Source organism: Clostridium sp. 1001283B150225_161107_B6 (assembly GCF_015556325.1).
GTDB lineage: Bacteria > Bacillota > Clostridia > Lachnospirales > Lachnospiraceae > Enterocloster.
Genome location: NZ_JADNMD010000004.1, coordinates 199,164 through 217,480, shown reverse-complemented (window position 1 = coordinate 217,480; position 18,317 = coordinate 199,164). Strand labels below are relative to the sequence as shown.

General features: G+C 52.5%; 14 protein-coding genes. 1 reads left to right on the top strand and 13 read right to left on the bottom strand.

Features of this window, described 5'->3' with window-relative positions; genetic code table 11:
* Window positions 1–92: 92 nt before the first annotated feature.
* The 8 genes from I2H39_RS12315 to I2H39_RS12280 all read right to left on the bottom strand — a co-directional run bounded on the left by I2H39_RS12315 (window position 93) and on the right by I2H39_RS12280 (window position 11,651).
* On the bottom strand, window positions 93–1,748 hold the full coding sequence (locus I2H39_RS12315) for a galactoside ABC transporter permease (RefSeq protein WP_138310658.1): 1,656 nt from the start codon (window positions 1,746–1,748) through the stop codon (window positions 93–95).
* 15 nt (window positions 1,749–1,763) lie between these two features.
* Window positions 1,764–3,272, bottom strand: a complete 1,509-nt coding sequence (locus I2H39_RS12310) for a sugar ABC transporter ATP-binding protein (protein WP_138310613.1) — start codon at window positions 3,270–3,272, stop codon at window positions 1,764–1,766.
* Between the two features lie 134 nt (window positions 3,273–3,406).
* Complete coding sequence (locus I2H39_RS12305; protein WP_138310612.1) at window positions 3,407–4,747, bottom strand: substrate-binding domain-containing protein; 1,341 nt, start codon at window positions 4,745–4,747, stop codon at window positions 3,407–3,409.
* A 158-nt stretch (window positions 4,748–4,905) separates the two neighbouring features.
* Entirely contained in the window at window positions 4,906–5,958 is a 1,053-nt protein-coding gene (locus I2H39_RS12300; protein WP_319638370.1) for a galactose ABC transporter substrate-binding protein, read from the bottom strand.
* Between the two features lie 53 nt (window positions 5,959–6,011).
* Window positions 6,012–6,983, bottom strand: a complete 972-nt coding sequence (locus I2H39_RS12295) for a substrate-binding domain-containing protein (RefSeq protein WP_138310611.1) — start codon at window positions 6,981–6,983, stop codon at window positions 6,012–6,014.
* A 31-nt stretch (window positions 6,984–7,014) separates the two neighbouring features.
* Window positions 7,015–8,805: a sensor histidine kinase gene (locus I2H39_RS12290; RefSeq protein WP_138310610.1), complete on the bottom strand. Its 1,791-nt coding sequence runs from the start codon at window positions 8,803–8,805 to the stop codon at window positions 7,015–7,017.
* A gap of 65 nt (window positions 8,806–8,870) precedes the next feature.
* Window positions 8,871–10,508, bottom strand: a complete 1,638-nt coding sequence (locus I2H39_RS12285) for a response regulator (RefSeq protein WP_195626588.1) — start codon at window positions 10,506–10,508, stop codon at window positions 8,871–8,873.
* Window positions 10,509–10,526: 18 nt separating this feature from the next.
* Window positions 10,527–11,651 (bottom strand): pectinesterase family protein, encoded by a 1,125-nt coding sequence (locus tag I2H39_RS12280; protein WP_195626587.1) that lies wholly within the window; start codon window positions 11,649–11,651, stop codon window positions 10,527–10,529.
* A gap of 269 nt (window positions 11,652–11,920) precedes the next feature.
* Between I2H39_RS12280 and I2H39_RS12275 the strand changes: the two genes are divergently transcribed.
* Window positions 11,921–13,327 (top strand): amidophosphoribosyltransferase, encoded by a 1,407-nt coding sequence (locus I2H39_RS12275; protein ID WP_195626586.1) that lies wholly within the window; start codon window positions 11,921–11,923, stop codon window positions 13,325–13,327.
* A 41-nt stretch (window positions 13,328–13,368) separates the two neighbouring features.
* Here I2H39_RS12275 and I2H39_RS12270 read toward each other — a convergent pair whose 3' ends face one another.
* The 5 genes from I2H39_RS12270 to I2H39_RS12250 are packed head-to-tail and all read right to left on the bottom strand — an operon-like array spanning window position 13,369 to window position 18,317.
* On the bottom strand, window positions 13,369–14,025 hold the full coding sequence (locus tag I2H39_RS12270) for a precorrin-8X methylmutase (protein WP_195626585.1): 657 nt from the start codon (window positions 14,023–14,025) through the stop codon (window positions 13,369–13,371).
* 4 nt (window positions 14,026–14,029) lie between these two features.
* Window positions 14,030–15,640 (bottom strand): cobyric acid synthase, encoded by a 1,611-nt coding sequence (locus tag I2H39_RS12265; RefSeq protein ID WP_195626584.1) that lies wholly within the window; start codon window positions 15,638–15,640, stop codon window positions 14,030–14,032.
* A complete protein-coding gene (locus I2H39_RS12260; RefSeq protein WP_195626583.1) occupies window positions 15,613–16,737 on the bottom strand; it encodes a histidinol-phosphate transaminase in 1,125 nt (374 codons plus the stop codon). The genes I2H39_RS12265 and I2H39_RS12260 overlap by 28 nt, the downstream gene beginning before the upstream one ends.
* Window positions 16,738–16,797: 60 nt before the next feature.
* Window positions 16,798–17,871 carry an adenosylcobinamide-phosphate synthase CbiB gene (gene cbiB, locus I2H39_RS12255; RefSeq protein WP_195626582.1) on the bottom strand — a complete coding sequence of 358 codons (1,074 nt, stop codon included), beginning with the start codon at window positions 17,869–17,871 and terminating at the stop codon, window positions 16,798–16,800.
* Window positions 17,872–17,885: 14 nt separating this feature from the next.
* Window positions 17,886–18,317 carry a bifunctional adenosylcobinamide kinase/adenosylcobinamide-phosphate guanylyltransferase gene (locus I2H39_RS12250; RefSeq protein WP_138310602.1) on the bottom strand — a complete coding sequence of 144 codons (432 nt, stop codon included), beginning with the start codon at window positions 18,315–18,317 and terminating at the stop codon, window positions 17,886–17,888.

Sequence of the window (18,317 nt, the reverse complement as noted above, 5' to 3'; positions counted from 1 at the left end):
AAGGCTGGCTGCGGGTTTTGGCAGCCAGCCTCTTGTATTCAGCCGGTTTTCAGCGTCTTGGAAATACGGGCGGAAACACCTATCTTTTCCAATTACTTCTTCTGGACATACTTCAAGCAGTCAAGTGTTACTGCGGTTATGATGATGATGCCCTCGAATACGAACTGCAGGTTTGTGTCGATACCGAGAATGGTAAGGGAGTAGATAAGTACGGTGAAAATAAGCACGCCCACTACTACACCTGAAATCTTACCGATACCGCCGGTAAAGGATACGCCGCCAACCACGCAGGCTGCAATTGCATCCATCTCCCAGCCCTGGCCGTAAGCAGCGGAGCCGGAACCTACCATTCTTGCGCATTCCAGCCAGGAACCGAATCCGTAAAGGATACCTGCCAGAATGAATGCTCCCATGGTTACCCAGAATACGGAGATACCAGAAACAGCTGCTGCTTCCGGGTTGCCGCCTACTGCGTATAAGTTCTTGCCGAAGGTGGTCTTGTTCCAGATAAACCATACAATCACAATGGCAGCCACTGCCCAGAGAATGATGGTTGGGAACCCGTTTATTTTTGGAATAATCATCTTTGGAATGGCCGGTTCAATGGCGCCGAAGGAAACGCCCTTTGTTGCATAGGTCACAAGACCGAAAATCACCAGCATGTTGGCCATGGTTGAAATAAATGGATGCATCTTAAACTTAGCTGTAAAGAAACCTCCGATGGCCGTAAAGCAGGTACATAAAATGATACACATAACAAGGGCAAATACAACCCTTACGCCAATGGGCATGCCTGTGAAATCAAATACGTGGCCGAACACAGCGCCTGTGTTGATGCCCTGGTGCATGATAATGGTTGCTGTGGTCATGCCCATACCAACCATACGCCCTATGGAGAGGTCCGTACCGGTAAGGAGGATAAGTCCTGCAACGCCCAGAGCCAGGAACATTCTTGGGGAAGCCTGCTGGAGAATATTTAAAATATTATTATAGGTAAGCAGCTTCACGTTTTTCATCACCGGCGCAGCGATACACAGTCCGATGAAAATCAGGATAATAGCGATATACAGACCATTCTGCAGTAAGAATGTCCTGCGGTTGAATGTATATTTATAATTCTCCCATTTCTGCGCCCTGGTTTCCATGAAGGTGAATTTAGACAGGCGGAGCATATCAATCAGATGATACTGCCATGCAAAGGCAGCATGCCTTCTGTCCTTGATTCGCTGAAGCTCCTTGTCCAGGTCCATCTTCGCGTCAAACAGACGGTTCTTATGAACATACTTCTCATCCTTTATCTCCTGATGGTCCGTAAGCTTTGAGAGGGTGTTTTCATGTTCTTTGTTCAGTTGTGCAACTTTTGTGTCGTATTTTTCCTTTGCAAGAATTTTTTCCCGCTCGCAGCTTTCCTTTAAGGGCTGATAATATTCCTTATCAAAATGCGCCTTCAGGTAGCTCTCGGCATCGGAGATTAACTTTGCAATCTCATCCTTATTCTTTGCCTCAACAGCCTTTGCTTTTTCCATCTCCGCGCTGCATGATGCAATCCTGTTTTCCCTTTCATCCTTTGTAAGGGAACGGTCTCTCTTTGTTGCGTCAATACTGTTCTGCAGGGCAACTACCCTGTTTGTACCGTCCGCTCTGAGACTGTCGATTTTTTTCTGAATTTCGCCAACGTACTCCTCAATTGGCTGGCGCAGCTGCATTTCCTGTTCAGCCGTAAGAGTCTCATTGTTTCCTTTCGCCATATCCATGAATCCCCCTTATAGGTATTTTGCACTGAGCCTTAAAAGTTCTTCCTGATTTGTCTCTTTTGTATTAACAATTCCAGAAAGGCGTCCATTTGACATAACACCAATACGGTTTGTAATTCCCAGTATCTCCGGCATCTCAGAAGAAACAACAATGATTGTCTTCCCCTGCTTCGCCATATTGATGATAAGCTCATATATTTCATACTTTGCGCCCACGTCGATTCCTCTGGTGGGTTCGTCCATCATAAACACCTGCGGACTGCGCTCCAGCCACTTTCCAAAGATAACCTTCTGCTGATTGCCGCCGGAAAGGCTGGAAATCATGTCGTCAGGCCCCATACACTTGGTATGCATGATTTTGATTTCCTTTGACGTGGCCTTTATCATCTTTGCATCGGAAAGCGCTATGCCCGACATATACTGCTGCAGATTGGCAATGGTGGTGTTAAAGGTAAGGTCGCCCTTTAAAAACAGTCCGTTTGCCTTGCGCTCCTCGGTAATCATGGCAAAGCCATGCTCCATGGCTTCCTTTGCGCTGCTGAAATTCATAAGGCGGTTATTAAAATAAACACGTCCTGCCGCTCTGGTTCGGACACCAAAGATGGTTTCCAGAAGCTCCGTGCGCCCTGCCCCTACCAGGCCGTACAGCCCGAATATCTCTCCTTCTTTTACGTCAAATGAAACATCCTGCAAATGAGGCTCAAACTTTGTGGACAGATTCTGGATGGACAGAATCACGTCGCCGGGGGTATTGTCAACAGGCGGGAACCGGTTATCCAGGGAACGGCCGACCATTGCTGCAATCAGCTCATTCATATTTGCATCCTTGGTGCTCTTTGTCATAACCAGGTTTCCGTCACGAAGCACGGATATCTCATCGCAGATTTCAAAAATCTCATCCATCTTGTGAGAAATATAAATCAGGGCAATTCCCTGCTCCTTTAACATCCTCATCATCTCGAAGAGTTTGTCAACCTCCTGTACGGTCAGGGAGGAGGTGGGCTCATCCAGAACAATCACCCTTGAATTATAGGAGATGGCCTTGGCGATTTCGCACATCTGCCTCTGTGATACGGACATACGGCCCATGGGCTGGGTAAGGTTTACAGTCATTCCCAATTTTCTAAAGAGCTCGGCGGCTTCCTTTTTCATCCTGCCTTCATCAATTACACCCATGGAATTAACCGGATAACGTCCCAGGAACAAATTATCAATTACATTCCGTTCCAGACACTGATTCAATTCCTGGTGAACCATTGCAATGCCGTTTTCAAGAGCATCCTTTGGTCCGGAAAAGCTTACTTCCTTGCCATTCAGGAAGATATTTCCCTCGTCTTTCTGGTAGGTGCCGAAAAGGCACTTCATCATGGTTGACTTACCAGCTCCGTTCTCACCCATAAGCCCCATAACGGTTCCGCGCTTCACATCCAGGTTGATATGGTCCAGAACCCTGTTCCGGCCGAAGGACTTGCTCATACCGCGTATTGATAAGACGATATCATCTTTCTTATCTGCCATTATTTTACTCCTGTATATGTAGATTGATAGGTTTCAGTATTAAATATTAGGGAGAATTTCTTCTCCCTAATAACAGCACATCTTTACCTTTCCACGATTCTTCTTATCGTGTACTTTTGTTGTTTCAATGAATATTACTGCTCAAGCAGAGATGTGTATGAAGCTGCATTGTCTGTCTTAACCATGTTGATGGCAAATGCGTCATACTGGCTTGGATTTCCAAGACGGTTTGTAATATTGGACTCTGTCTGTCCGTCGCCGCCGATGTAGTCAACCTTCAGGTTGAGAAGCTTATCATATTTCTGAAGCAGAGGCTGATAGGTGGAGCCAAGGAAGTTGTCAGCTGAGTTGTAGATGTTCAGCCATACATTCTTTGTAGCATGGGAAGCCTCATCCAGCTGATTGGATACAGGTGCGTACACCATGGTGGAATCTGTGAAATCTGTATAGTTATCAGCAGTTACAGCTACGTTCAGTGCGTAGTAGGAACGCTCATCTGCCTTGTAAACATATACATCAGGGCTCAGGACATTGCCTGCATCGTCTGCTGTGCCGATACCTGTATCAATATCAACTCCATCCAGTGCATTACGCAGAACACGAAGTGTCAGGTATGCCTGTACGTCTGCATGCTGGCTGATTGTGCCGCCGTAGCCTTCTGCGATAGCAGCCACTGCGTCGCTGTTTGCATCATAGCCAAATGTAGGAACCTTGTTGTCCTTGGACCATGCGTTGAACATGGACATGCCCATGCCGTCGTTGTTGGATGCAACTATATCAATCTGTTCGCCGAAAGAGGAAGACCATGTGCCGATAGCATTGCCTGCTGTGGCGGCATCCCATGTAGCGCCTGCAGAGTTCTTCATCTCCTGGGAAGCCAGCTCGCGGACAACATATGTCTTTCCGCCTACTTCGATGGAGCCGTCCTGTACAACGGTTGCTGTGCCGTCTGCGTTTGTACCAACAGGGTCACTGTTGATGTTGCCGTCTTTCTCCACAGCTGTGCCAAGAGCCTTACGGATACCTCTTGTACGTGCGATGGAGTCGTTGTGTCCGATGTCTCCGATTGCCAGAACATAGCCGATGATTCCGTCGCCGTTGCGGTCAATTGAATCAATGTTCTTCTCAATGTAATCCTTAACCATGGTTCCCTGAAGCTCAGCACCCTGGTTTGCATCGAAACCTACATAATATGTATCCTTATTGAAATTCAGGGCCGTCATATCAAGCTGTCCTGTTGCACTGCTGGATGGCTGACGGTTAAACCATACCAAAGGCTTATCCTTGTTTGCCACCTCTGCGCCTGCTTCGGGTGCCGCTGCTGTATCAGCTGCGGTTGTGTCTGCTGCCGCTGCGGTTGTGGTATCCCCTGCAGCTGCTGTGGTTGGTGCTTCTGTTGGCTTGCTGCCGCCTCCGCAGGCAACCAGTGATAATGCCATGGAACACGCAAGAGCAACACTTAATGCTTTCTTCATTTTTAATTCCTCCCTTATATTTTTGTTGTCTTTGGTTGTTTTTGCTTAACAACAAGTTCATTATACGACCTGATTGTGCATTTTTCCATATGATTTTTATAGAAGGATTATAAAATTTCTTTGATTTTATCCTTTTTCATCGGCGTTTTACATATGACTCACTGGTTTTTAAGCAATTTTGCCTCATCCTGGGTCAGCGCCCTCTGGGGACACCAGTAATATTTTCCTTCCAGCTGCGGTACCCTGGACTTTGGGTCCTGGTTCAGGGACAGGCTCCAGGCAATGTCAAATATGGCCTGGGCATACTTCTCCTTATCGGATTCCACGGTACCGAAGAGATACCCTTCCTCCAGGGCCTTGATACCCACAGGGGTGCCGTCTATGCCGACTACTTTGATGGAATTCGCCCCGATTCCGGCCCGGTGTATGGCGTCAATGGCGCCCAGGGCCATGTCGTCGTTGTTGCTGACCACCAGTTCAATCTGTCCCGGATACTCCTTCAGCCACTGTTCCATAAGGGCCGACGCCTGGCTCCTGTCCCAGTTGGCAATCCCTCCCGTAATCTTCTCCAGAGGCACATTCCCGTCCTTTAAGGTCTGGATGGACCACTCCGTGCGAATCAGGGAATCCTGATGGCTGGTTTCCCCTTCCAGAAGCACATAGCTTACCAGACCGTTGCCATTGGCATCCAGTGTACGTGAATCCTTCTGGTATGCATCCACCAGGATATCTCCCTGGAGCACGGCTGATTCCTTGGCGTCCGCTCCCACATAGTACAGCTTTTCCCATCGGTTCATGTCCTCCTCCACCGGCTCCCGGTTAAAGAACACCACCGGAGTGCCTGCGTCCATGGCCTTGTCAATGATGATGGATGCCGATGAACGGTCCACGCTGTTGATGCACAGAGCATCGCAGCCAAGGGAAATCAGCCGCTCCACCTGGCTGTTCTGGGTATTCTGGCTCCCCTTGGCATCCATGATGTCCAGCTTTACCTTGATGCCTGTCTCCTGTTCATATTCCTTTGCCTTGTCCTCCAGGCCTGCGCGCAGGGTACCGATGAAGGTGTCGTCCCCCCGGTAGAGCAGAACCCCGATGCGGATGGAATTCTTGTCCGCCTGCCGTCCGCCTTCGTTTCCCCTGTACTGCCACAGCCCTATGAGGATGGCCGCCCCCATACAGGCCGCCAATAGATACATCCAATTCCGCTTCACCGCAATGCCCCTTTCCTTACCGCGTCTTTTCCCAATTTACAGTCTTTTCTTTTTTACTCAATGGGATAAAGCATTTTCTCATATGTCTTATCCCTTAATTTGTCCTCATCCACATAAATGGCCTCCAGCAGGGTCTGCTGCTTCTGCCGCGTGCCCTGGATGGCCTCCACGGCCTGCTTTACGCTCAGATATCCCTGGTCAAACTGGTTATACGCTGTCATTCCCGTGACAATTCCCCTGTCCAGGGCCCTGAGTAGGGAGGTGGTGCTTCCGGCGCCGTAGAGCCCTGCCACCCTGCCCTGATATATGGTGTTTTCCTCCAGTATCCGTGTGGCCTGGTCCAGTGATTGTACATCCAGAGCTATAATGGTAATCCTGCCGCCTCCGGGAGAATCTGTTTCCTCTATGGCCTGGCGGTATGTGTCCTGGTTTTCCCTCTCAATGAGCCGGTATTGATACCCCTGCTCCTCCAGCACGGTCCTGACTCCCTCATAAACCTGGGCGCTGTCCCCATAGTCCAGCCCCCTGCAAAAGAGGTAGACCGGCACATCCCTGGGGGCCTGGGACGCTGCCGCCCCGCCCAGAAGCCTGCCAACCTCCCTGCCGTCCACGCCGATGGTGTCCGGGGACTGGCCTCCCAGCGGGGGCTGGCCCAGAAGAATGACAGGGCAGCCGGGACTCATGTCCTCCAGCTCCTTTACAGCCTCCTCCGTCTTCACCGGCGCCAGAATAACCGCCCTGGTTCCGTCCCTGATTTCCCTTTTTACCAGCTCCATCTGCTGCGCCTGGTCATCCGGGGCATAAAGGGTGATGAAGCTGACGTCCCCATGGAACTCCACCGCCGCCTGGTCCATACCCTTTTTGAAATTCACATAGTAATCGTCGTTATCACCCTCCACGATAACGGAAATGGGATATACCTCAACTTTCTTTTCCGTGATAATCAGGTCCGTGGAGGACATCAAAAACAGCAGGACCAGGATACCGGCCCATATGCACCAGAGAATTTTCCCTTTATTTAACATAGGCTTCCTCACCTTTCCACGATTCTATTTATCATGGACTTTCCGTATTCTTTACTTCCTCATAGGGGATGGCCGGCAGATGGGCCGTGACCGTTGTCCCGTCATCCGGCTCTGACTCTATTTCCAGTCCGTAGCTGTTTCCAAAATACAGCCTGATGCGCTCGTTCACATTCCTGACCCCGATACCGGAGCCTCTGCCCGACGGCACATGGTCCGTATCCCCGAAGAGCCGTTTCACCTGCTCCCGGGTCATGCCCAGGCCGTTGTCCGATACGCTCATATACAAATCCTTGTCCCGGCGCCATGCCCTGATGCGGATTTCGCCGTCTCCGTCCATGAATTCCATGCCGTGATAGATGGCATTTTCCACAAGAGGCTGAAGGATAAGCTTAAGGCTGGCCAGGTCAGTGACATCCTCCCCTGCTTCCACCGTGTAGGTGAATTTGTTTTTATAGCGCATGTGCTGAATCATAAGGTAGTTGCGCACATGCTCCAGCTCGTCCCTGACCGTGATGATGCTCTTCCCCCTGCTGAGGCTGATGCGGAAAAACCTGGCCAGGGCCGTCACGACCCGCACTGCGTCGGACAGGTTTTCATTTTCAATCATCCATACAATGATGTCCAGGGTGTTATATAGGAAATGGGGGTTAATCTGTGCCTGGAGGGTATCGAATTCGCTCTTTCGTTTGGATTCATGCTCCGCCACAATATCGTCCATCAGCCTGCGTATCTGCCTGGCCATATTCTGTATGGAATTGCCAAGATGCTGTATCTCATAGGAGCCTCCGCTTCTGACCTCTGTTTCCAGGTTGCCTGCCTCGATTTCATTTACAGATTTTTCCAGTTCCTTGATGGGGTCTGTTATCCTGGATGAGATATAGGAGTTGATGATGGTCATGATAAAGAGAACAAAAGCAATCATGAAAATCACCAGAAGCTTTGTCTTGATGTTGTTCAGGGACACGCCGTCAAGAGGCGTCACCCCCACCACCTTCCAGCCCGTGTATCCCACGGTCTTCACGGTGACAGTGCGTTTTACCCCATCCACGGTCTGCCGGTAATTGCCGTCCCTGAGGCCGGATACCTCCAGGTTGTTCTCCCGGACGATTCCCGAGTCAATCAGCTGGGCCTGGGGATGGTATATGATTTCCCCGCTGCTGCTAATCAGATAGACATAGCCTCCGTTTCCCAGGTTTACCCCGTCGAACAGCTGCTCCAGACTGCTGTAGCGGATATCAATCAGCAGGACGCCCTGGTCCGTGGAAGGGCCCTGGGTGATTTCAACCGCCCTTGACAGGGAGATAACCCACCGGTACTGGTTCTCGCTGCCGTCAAAGATGTACTGGACATGGGGCGTGGAAAAGTGCATGTTTTCCGTCTTTTCCAGGGAGGAGGTAAACCAGTTTTCCCCGGTAACATCCACATTGGTCTTAAGACGGGCCGCCGGCACGGATTCCAGCAGCTTTCCTTCTTTGGACAACAGGGCAATGTTCTCCACATTGTCCTTGTTGTTGTCGTAGAGAAGGGTCATCTCGCTTCCGATGGAGCCGCTTGCCAGGTCCGCGTTCTTGACAACGCCGTAATACAGGGAATCCGACAGCTTCATCACGGTGCGCAGGTAATCCTCCATAGACCTGGTTATCTGATTAATCAGAATCTGGTTCTCCTCCCGGATGGTGGCGGACATCTGGCCCGACAGCCTGGAATACAGGGAAATACCTATAAATATACTGGCGGCCAGGGCCGTCAGCGTAAAGTAGATGAATATAATATACCGTATGCTGGCCTTCTGCAGCTTAATCCTCTGCTTCTCAAACAACATGTCCCCTGCTCCTTTACGCGGCCTGCCTCAGTCCCGTTGCACACGGCGGGACAGGCCTGCTGTATCTATTTTGCCCCTCTGAACTTTGTGGGCGAAACCCCAAAGCGCTTTTTAAACACATAGCTGAAATAGTTCTGCTCCTGATATCCCACCTTGGCCGCTATGACATAGGTCTTGTCGTCGGTCTTGTTGAGAAGCTCCACCGCCTTGTCCAGGCGGACCTGGGTCAGGTAGGCGGTATAGGCCTGCCCTGTCTCCTTCTTGAACATGGTGGAAAAATAGGCCGGACTCATGTGCAGCTGGCGGCATATTTTCTCCACAGACAAATCCGGGTCCTGATAATTGTCCATAATGTATTCCTTGGCCTTCTGGATGACCTGCTTCATGGTATTATCCCGTTCCTGGTTCATGGCCTGGTTCATCCTGACTGCGGCGGAAAGCAGCCAGTGGGCAAAGTCTTCCTTTTTCAGCATCCTGGGTATGACGGCAAAGGTATCTCCCTGCTCTTCCCCTTCCTCTGTCAGCTGGTCCAGGTCCAGGTCATACTGCTGAATCAGCTGGACAATGGAGCTGGACACGCTGAGCATATATGCCTGGCACTGCCTGAAATGCACCTTTGCATCGCTCATCTTATCCATGACCGCCTGTACCGCTTCCTCTATCTTCTCCCTGGGACCGAACTTGATGGCCGCAATAAGCTCCGCCTCATCCTTGCCGTCAAAACTCAGCTTTCCCCCGCTTACAGGCTCCACGTCATTGATGTAAATGGTGCTTCCCGCCCCCACAATTGCCTTATAGCCAAGGGCGTCCACGGCCGCCTTATAGGAACTGCTGACCTCCCCCAGGTCCTGGCAGCTGTGGCCGATGCCAATGGTGATGGGCACCTCCAGAATCTTCTTTGTCTCCTTGCAGATATCCCCCAGCACGTCAATGAGGCCGGTCTGGCTGTTATCCCCGTCAATGGCAGCAATAAGGGCCAGTTCAGACCAGGAGGTCCTGGAAGAGGTGAATACGGATGACCGGCAATAGTTTCCCAGCTTTTCCTCCACAATCTGCATAACTGAAATAGGAATCAGGTCCCTCTCCTTGTGGAGAGGCAGTATGTTCCCCTCCCTGATTTCCTCCGGCTCTATGTCAATGGCTGCAGCCACCCACTTCTTGGCTCCTGCCAGAGGAATGTCGTACTCCGCCAATTTTTCTTTCAGTACCGGTCCGGGTACCGTGCTTCCCACCAGTTCGTTTAAGAACTGGTCCCTGAGAATGGGAAGGTTGCGTATATAATTTTCACGCAGCAGGTTCACATTCCGTTTCTGCTCAATCTCTTCGTCCAGATTGGATTTGATGCGCTTTAAAATAGCGGTCAGCTCCTCCACGTTCACCGGTTTCAGGATATACTCCGTCACATTCAGCTTAATGGCCTGCTTGGCATACTCAAAATCATCGTAGCCTGAAAAAATCACGATTTTCACTGAGGGGTATTTCTGCCTCACCCGTTCAGCCAGGGAAAGACCGTCCATAAAGGGCATCCTGATATCCGTCAGAATCACGTCCGGCTCCAGGGCCTCCACCTTTTCCAGGGCTTCCTCCCCATTCTCTGCATCTCCAACCACCTGGAAACCGGCTCCCGTCCAGTCAATTTTCCTGATGATGCTCTGCCTGACCTCTTCCTCATCATCCACCAGTATGATACGGTATAAATCCATACGTATGTCCCTTCCTTCTTAAATGTATGCCTGTTCCCCAGGATTCCACCTGTCCGCTCCGCCCAGCACCTTTTCCATGGTGTAGTCCTGTGCCTGCTCACAGGTAAGCACGGCCACCCAGTCCGGCCTGGGAGAGCCATGTTGCGGCGGTTGCCGGCCTGTTATATCCCGGTCCGCTGTATCCCGGTCCGCTGTGCCCCGGTCCGCTGTATCCCGGTCCGCTGTGCCCCGGTCCGCTGCTCCCGGTCCATAGCTTGCATATTCCCCGTAAAACAGGGTGGACCGCGCTTCCTTCTTATCCCAGTCATGCCATCCTTCACGGCATATATGGGGACCCAGATAGCAGTCAATGAGAACTGTCCTGGCGTAATCCCTCCAGGGCCGGCCCAGATAGACGCTTTCTCCGGCGCTGTTTCCCGTAAACCGGCAGCTTCTGAACACATACCCATATCTCTGGCCCCTGGGGGTGGATGCGGCAGTCACATATCCCTTTCTTTCTGCGTCCCTGCCAACAGAATATAGTTCGCATTTCTCAAAGTAGGCTGTGGCGCTGCCGAATATAAAGTCTATGTCCCCGCAGATAAAACAGTTCCGGTAGCAGTGGCGCCCGTTTATTCTGGGGGAAAACTGTTTTGGTCCTATAAACCCGTTCTTTTGGATTTCCTTTGGGGGAAGGGGGCCTGTGAAAAGTGTGTCCTGTCCTCCCAGCATCCGGCATCCCTCAAACAGAATCCTGTCCCCGTCCACATACAGGGCCAGAGCCTGTCCCGCCTCTTCCCCCGGACCCGCGCTGTTTTCAAAGGTCAGGTTCCTTGCGGTAAAATCATGGGTGTCCACCAGCACGCTGTAGGTGCGGAATGTCCCCCGCCTGCTTCCGTCTTCCATCAGCATGCCGGCAGACAGGCCGTATGTGATGACTGTGCTGTCCGCCGACTCACCCTCCAGTGTAAGGCGCGGCCTTCTGATTTCCAGCCGTTCCCTGTACACGCCCTTTTTTATGAATATGCAGGCCGGCGGCCCCTCTGCTTCTCCCAGCGCCGCCAGGGCCTCTCCTACTGTATCGTAATCACCACTGCCATCCCTGGCCACTGTCAGGCAAATAGCCTGCTTATCCTGCCCGTTCTGTCCATCTGATTCAGTCACCTGCAAGCCTCCTCTTCCCGGAGTGTACTGCTCCGTGAGATTTATCACAAGTATACCTCAAATGTATGGAATTGTCATCCCGGAGCAGAACCGAAATTCACTGGAAAACCCTTCCTGCCATGCTTATAGTTTCTCATAAGTATAAATAATATATCAATCATATTGTCCTGTACTACTAATATATGTTATGATAAGTCCGTAACCGGCAGACAGGCCGGCACCAATCACAAAGGCGTAAAACAAACACATAGATAAAAGAGGTATGATATATGGGCGGAATATTTGGTGTTGCATCAAAAAACAGCTGTACCCTGGACTTGTTTTTCGGAGTGGATTACCACTCCCATCTGGGGACAAAAAGAGGCGGAATGGCCGTATACGGCAGCCAGGGCTTTACAAGGTCCATCCACAACATAGAAAACACTCCCTTCCGTACAAAATTTGACGGGGATTTGGACGAGCTGGAGGGAACACTGGGCATCGGATGTATTTCCGACAATGAACCCCAGCCCCTTTTGATTCAGTCCCACCTAGGCAGCTTTGCCATAACCACAGTGGGAAAAATCAACAACGAGGCCGAGCTGGTGGCCTCAGCCTATGAAAACGGCCATATCCATTTTATGGAGATGAGCCATGGACGAATCAATGCCACGGAACTGGTGGCTGCCCTGATTAACCAGAAATCCACATTGGTGGAAGGTCTTCTTTTTGCCCAGGAAAAGATAGAGGGCTCCATGTCCATCCTGCTGCTGACGCCGGAAGGAATCTACGCATCCAGGGATAAGTTCGGAAGGACCCCCATTGTCATCGGACACAAGGGCGATGCCTTCTGCGCCTCCTTTGAAAGCTTTGCTTATATTAATCTGGGATATACGGACTACAAAGAACTGGGTCCGGGCGAGATTGTATATATGACGCCTGAGAGCGTAGAAACAGTCAGCCCTCCCAGGGAAGAGATGAAGATATGCTCCTTCCTGTGGGTATACTACGGTTACCCCACATCCAGCTACGAGGGCATCAATGTGGAGAGCATGCGTTATGAATGCGGAAAGCTGCTGGCCAAACGGGATGAGGCGCAGCCCGAAGTGGTTGCCGGCGTTCCAGATTCAGGCATTGCCCACGCCATCGGGTATGCCAATGAATCCGGCATTCCCTTTGCCCGCCCCTTTATTAAATATACCCCCACCTGGCCCCGCTCCTTCATGCCGCAGAACCAGGGACAGAGAAACCTGATTGCCCGCATGAAGCTGATTCCTGTGGACTCGCTGATCCGCAATAAAAAGCTTCTGCTCATCGACGACTCCATTGTGCGCGGTACCCAGCTGGGAGAAACCACGGAATTCCTGTACCAGAGCGGGGCAAAGGAAGTGCATATCCGCCCTGCCTGCCCTCCCCTTATGTTCGGATGCCCTTACCTTAACTTCTCCCGTTCCACCTCAGAGCTGGACCTGATAACCAGAAGAATCATCCGGGACAGGGAAGGCGATGATGTGTCCCGTGAGGTTTTAAACAGCTATACAGACCCGGACAGCGCCAATTACAAAGAAATGATTGAGGAAATCCGCAAGCGCCTTGGATTCACCACCCTGCGCTACCACAGGCTGGATGACCTGGTGAAGTCCATCGGCATCTCACCGTGCAAGCTCTGCACCTACTGCTGGAGCGGCCGGAAATAGGGAATCCCCGGACTCTGATACGGCAGCGCATCAACCAGTTCCTACACCGGAATCTGATACAGCAGCGCATTACAGATGGCGGCGGCAACATTGCTGCCGCCTTTTCTTCCCTTTGCCACAATGTAGGGCGTGTCCTCAAGGGTAAGTATCAGTTCCTTTGACTGGACCACGTTCACGAATCCCACCGGTACGCCGATGACAAGGGCCGGAACAGCCAGTCCCTCCTTTATAAGCTCATAAATGCGGACCAAAGCCGTGGGAGCGTTGCCCACGGCAAAAATAAGGGGACGCCCCTGTAAGCCATAGAGCCTGGCCGCCTTTTCCATGCTGGCCACAGCCCTGGTGGTTCCCTGTGTCCCCGCCTGGTCAGCCACATCCTGGTCCGCCATGAAACAGAAGGCTTCCCCGCCCAGAGCGGACAGCCTTTTTTTGTTGATTCCGGACAGCCCCATATTGGTGTCCGTGACAATAACTGCCCCGGCTTTTAACGCCTCTATCCCTTTCCTGACCGCATGGCTGGAAAATACCAGGTTTTGTGCATAGTCAAAATCAGCCGTGGTGTGGATGGCCCGCTTGACGACCCGTTCATTTTCAGGCTCCAGCTGTATGCCCTGCAAGGACAGTTCCTCCTGTATGATTTCAAAGCTGCGCCTCTCTATATCCCCCGGCAGCACCTGTTCCAACTGTATGTCCGTCATACGCTTACGCCTCTCCTTTCCGCCTGATGCCCATGATTTTGTACACGGCATCCATATCCAGATTCTCCCTGAGTTCTCCTGCCAGCTTATCATACTGCTGTTCCCTGTAAGCGGGATAATCCATGTCCGCAGCCTGCTCCAGGGTCAGCCCCTTTGCCGCTGCCAGCGCCTCTGCCACTGCCCCGGCAATTCCGGGTCCGTCAAAGATTCCATGGACATAGGTACCATATAGATTCCCCCTGTTCCACCCATCCATCCTGGCCTGTCTGGACAATATCCCGTCCTGGCCTGTCTCCATCACATAATCCATGGGGCGGCATATCTCCGGCTCCCTGCGCCAGGAAACGATTCTGGCCGTGTCCGCAGCCCCTTCCTCCCGGTCAATGAACGTACGGCCCATATGAATCTCATATCCTGCAATGGATTTTCCGGACAGATTGCCCAGGCAGCCGTCCAGCTCGCCGAAGGCGCCTTCCACCTGGGTCCTTACCTTTTCCTCCTCAAACTCCGTTTTAAGGGGAAGAAGCCCCATTCCCTCCACCCGGGAGGGACGGTCCGTTTCCACGCCCTTTGCATCCTCCAGCACCTCTCCCATCATCTGGTAGCCGCCGCAGATTCCCCACACCGGCACCCTGCGGTCAGCCAGCTTAAGGATTGCCGCCTCCAGCCCGTTCTGACGCATCCACAATAAGTCGCGGATGGTACTCTTGGTGCCGGGGAGGATGACCATATCCGGGCTGCCAAGGTCGCAGGCCCTTGAAACATAGCGCAGGGACACTCCCGGAATTCCGGAAAATACATTAAAATCCGTAAAATTGGATATACGCGGAAAACGAATCACTGCCAAATCAACGGCAGCCGGGGTCCCTCTCTTTCCTGTCTCCAGCCGGCTGCTTAAGCTGTCCTCATCCTCAATGTCCACATCCATGTAGGGTATCACCCCTACCACGGGTATATGGCACAGGTCCTCCAGCATGGCAATCCCAGGCTCCAGTATGGTCCTGTCCCCCCGGAATTTGTTGATGATTAATCCCTTTATGCGCTTTCTCTCTTCCTCTGTCAGAAGGGCCACCGTACCGTAGAGCTGGGCAAAAACGCCGCCCCGGTCTATGTCCCCCACCAGGAGCACCGGCGCGTCGGCCATGTCCGCCATGCCCATGTTCACGATATCATCGGATTTCAGGTTGATTTCTGCCGGGCTGCCGGCCCCTTCTATGACTATGACATCATACTGTTCCTCCAGACGCCGGTATGAGGCCATGATATCGGGAACCAGCGTTTTTTTACAGGCAAAATAGTCCCTGGCCTTCATATTTCCCCTGGAAATCCCGTGGACAATGACCTGGCTTCCCACATCCGTGGTGGGTTTTAAAAGAATGGGATTCATGTCTGCATGAGGGACAATACCCGCCGCCTCCGCCTGTACGGCCTGGGCCCGTCCCATTTCCAGGCCTTCCGGTGTTATGTAGGAATTAAGGGCCATGTTCTGGGATTTAAAGGGAGCTGTCCTGTAGCCGTCCTGATGAAAGATACGGCACAGTCCGGCGGCCAGAATGCTCTTTCCCGCATTGGACATGGTTCCCTGAATCATGATTGGTTTAGCAGGTTCAGACATTGTTTCCTCCTCTCAAGCACCCGGGCCATTTCCCGGATAAGCTGTTCATTGTCCTGTTTCAGCTTCACACAGATACGGTAGCAGGAAGAATCCAGCCCCGGATAATTGGCACAGCTGCGAATCAAAATACGGCGCTGCAGCAGTTCCTGGTAAAGCCGGCCTTTTTCCGTGGTTCCATCCTCTCCCGGGTCCCTGAAAAACAGATAATTGGCCCCGGAGGAATATACCTTAAAACCCAGGTCCCGGAGTGCTGCAGCCAGCCGCTCACGCTCCTCCTTAATTACAGCTCTGGTATGCTCCACAAAATCCGTCTGACTAAGAGCCGCCACGCCGGCCCGCTGGGCCAGGCCCGACACGGACCAGGGCTGCCGGACTGCCTGCAGCCGTTCCAGCAGGCAGCGGTCACTGCAAAGGCCATAGCCCAGCCGCAGCCCGGCCATGGCATACAGCTTGGTAAATGCCTTCAGCACAAACAGATTCCCAAACCCGGACAGGTCAGGTATGACGGAATATACGTCTGAATCCTCCAAAAAATCACAGAAGCATTCATCCACAACCAGGAACGCCCCCAGACTTCCGCAGGTTTGCGCCAGCTGCTCCACGTCTTCCTTTTCAGCAGGTATTCCCGTGGGATTGTTGGGATTGCACAGGAACACAATATCATAGGGCTCTCCCCTCTCCGCCGCTTCCTTGATACAGCTGCACATGCCGGATATGTCCGGGGCGAATCCGGCGTCCTCCCTGAGATAATAATAGCTGGTCCTGCACCCCGCTGCTTTCAATGCCTGCTCATACTCGGAAAAGGTGGGAGCCGGGACAAGCCCGCGGCCAGGACGCAGCGCTGCGGCCAGGCCGAATATCAAATCAGCCGCCCCGTTTCCGCAGATAACCCACTCATCCTCCACCCCATGATGCCTGCCCAGGGCCTGCCTCAGTTCCCGGCACCGGCTGTCCGGGTACAGGCTGCATATTTCCTTGTCCAGGCAGTCCCTCAGCGTGCTCTTTACCGTTTCCGGCATTCCAAGGGGATTAATATTGGCAGAATAATCCATCTGTATGTCCTGGCTGTAAATGTCTCCGCCGTGCTGATATTCCATAATAACCTCCCATAGTGACCTTTCCTTTTGAAGATATAGTACGATAATTACCAAATGATATCACAGAAGCAGAAGCAGGACACCCAGACCAAGGACCATCACACCCTCTGTGAAAAACATAAGGAGGTTTGCCCGTCTTATGTCCGCTGGTTCTATCCTCCTGCCGTCATCCCCTATATAGGGCTTTTTGTGAAGCGTTCCAAAGTACCACGCATCCCCTGCCAGACGCAGATGGAGGGCCCCTGCACAGGCAGCCTCGCCGTGGGCGGAATTAGGGCTGGCATGGCGCTTTCTGTCCCGGAGGAACACCTTCCAGGCATGGACTCCGTCCATCCCGGGCAGGACCCAGGCTCCAAGGACCATCAGGACTCCGGTCAGCCTGGCCGGTATCAGATTGAACAAATCGTCCAGCCTGGCTGCACAGCGTCCGAAATACAGGTACCTGTCATTCTTATATCCCACCATGGAATCCATGGTGTTGACAGCCTTGTACAGCGCGCCTCCAGCCGGCCCCAAAAGCGCCATGAACAAAAAGGGGGCAATGACGCCGTCAGAGGCATTTTCAGCCACTGTCTCCACTGCCGCCCTGGCAATTCCGCCCTCATCCAGTACTGAAGTGTCCCTTCCCACAATCATGGACACATTGTATCTGGCCTCCTCTGTCCGTCCTGCCTCCAGGCTGCGGCACACCTTCATGCTCTCCGTGTACAATCCCCTGGCTGCCAGCATGAGACTGCACAGGAAACCTTCTGCCAGCAAAAGCACTGCCCAGGCCCTGGCCAGCAGCAGATGTTCCGCTGCGGAAAAAACCGCCCGGGGAATGCACCACCACAGAGCGCACATAGAGGCAGTGAGGAGCACACCTGCCCATGCTTCCCTTGTCTTTTCAGGACCAGGACACTGTATGTGCTCTTCTTTCCCATGGGGAACGCCCTGGCTGTCCTGATTCTCTTTCTGCTTTCCCGGTCCCGCTGCCCATTTTCTGAGCCGTGATTCCAGCCAGGAAATCATGGTTCCCATAAGGCGCACCGGATGGGGAAGCCATAAGGGGTCCCCCACCATCCAGTCAATCACACATCCCGCCAGCAGGGCTGCTCCGTGAAATTTCCATATATCCAGCCACGTAATATCCATGTCTACCTACCTTGTCATTTAATCCGCATCCCTATCCCGCAGCACACCCGCCATACGGCCTTTGCCTCCCCGGCAATCCGGCAGCAGAGCCGCCCTGTCTCCTCCCTGTACAGCCGTTCAAAGGCATCTGCCGGCACAATGCCGCAGCCAATCTCATCTGTCACCAGGACACGGTCCGGCGGTCCGGCAGACAGTTCTTCCAGAAGCCGGTTCATGATTGCCTCTGCCCATCCCCATTCGGATTCATGGCCAATCGGGCCTGTGCTTCCCTCCATCACACGTCTGACAAAGAGATGGAAGTCATGGCAGAACCTTCCTTTCATGAATTCCTCCCAGGAAGCCTCTGAGCCCTCTGTCCAGACAGATACATCCTCCCCCTGTCTCCCAAGGTGCTGCCTGACAAACTCCTTCTTACCCTGGGAGCTTCCTCCTGTTACCAAGACCAT

What these genes read in the sequence shown, in the direction of transcription:
- I2H39_RS12315 (WP_138310658.1), bottom strand. Translation starts at nt 1,748, where the DNA reads ATGGCGAAAGGAAACAATGAGACTCTTACGGCTGAACAGGAAATGCAG.
- I2H39_RS12310 (WP_138310613.1), bottom strand. Translation starts at nt 3,272, where the DNA reads ATGGCAGATAAGAAAGATGATATCGTCTTATCAATACGCGGTATGAGC.
- I2H39_RS12290 (WP_138310610.1), bottom strand. Translation starts at nt 8,805, where the DNA reads ATGTTGTTTGAGAAGCAGAGGATTAAGCTGCAGAAGGCCAGCATACGG.
- I2H39_RS12285 (WP_195626588.1), bottom strand. Translation starts at nt 10,508, where the DNA reads ATGGATTTATACCGTATCATACTGGTGGATGATGAGGAAGAGGTCAGG.
- I2H39_RS12295 (WP_138310611.1), bottom strand. Translation starts at nt 6,983, where the DNA reads ATGTTAAATAAAGGGAAAATTCTCTGGTGCATATGGGCCGGTATCCTG.
- I2H39_RS12250 (WP_138310602.1), bottom strand. Translation starts at nt 18,317, where the DNA reads ATGGTCTTGGTAACAGGAGGAAGCTCCCAGGGTAAGAAGGAGTTTGTC.
- I2H39_RS12260 (WP_195626583.1), bottom strand. Translation starts at nt 16,737, where the DNA reads ATGGAATATCAGCACGGCGGAGACATTTACAGCCAGGACATACAGATG.
- I2H39_RS12270 (WP_195626585.1), bottom strand. Translation starts at nt 14,025, where the DNA reads ATGACGGACATACAGTTGGAACAGGTGCTGCCGGGGGATATAGAGAGG.
- I2H39_RS12305 (WP_138310612.1), bottom strand. Translation starts at nt 4,747, where the DNA reads ATGAAGAAAGCATTAAGTGTTGCTCTTGCGTGTTCCATGGCATTATCA.
- I2H39_RS12275 (WP_195626586.1), top strand. Translation starts at nt 11,921, where the DNA reads ATGGGCGGAATATTTGGTGTTGCATCAAAAAACAGCTGTACCCTGGAC.
- I2H39_RS12265 (WP_195626584.1), bottom strand. Translation starts at nt 15,640, where the DNA reads ATGTCTGAACCTGCTAAACCAATCATGATTCAGGGAACCATGTCCAAT.
- cbiB (WP_195626582.1), bottom strand. Translation starts at nt 17,871, where the DNA reads ATGGATATTACGTGGCTGGATATATGGAAATTTCACGGAGCAGCCCTG.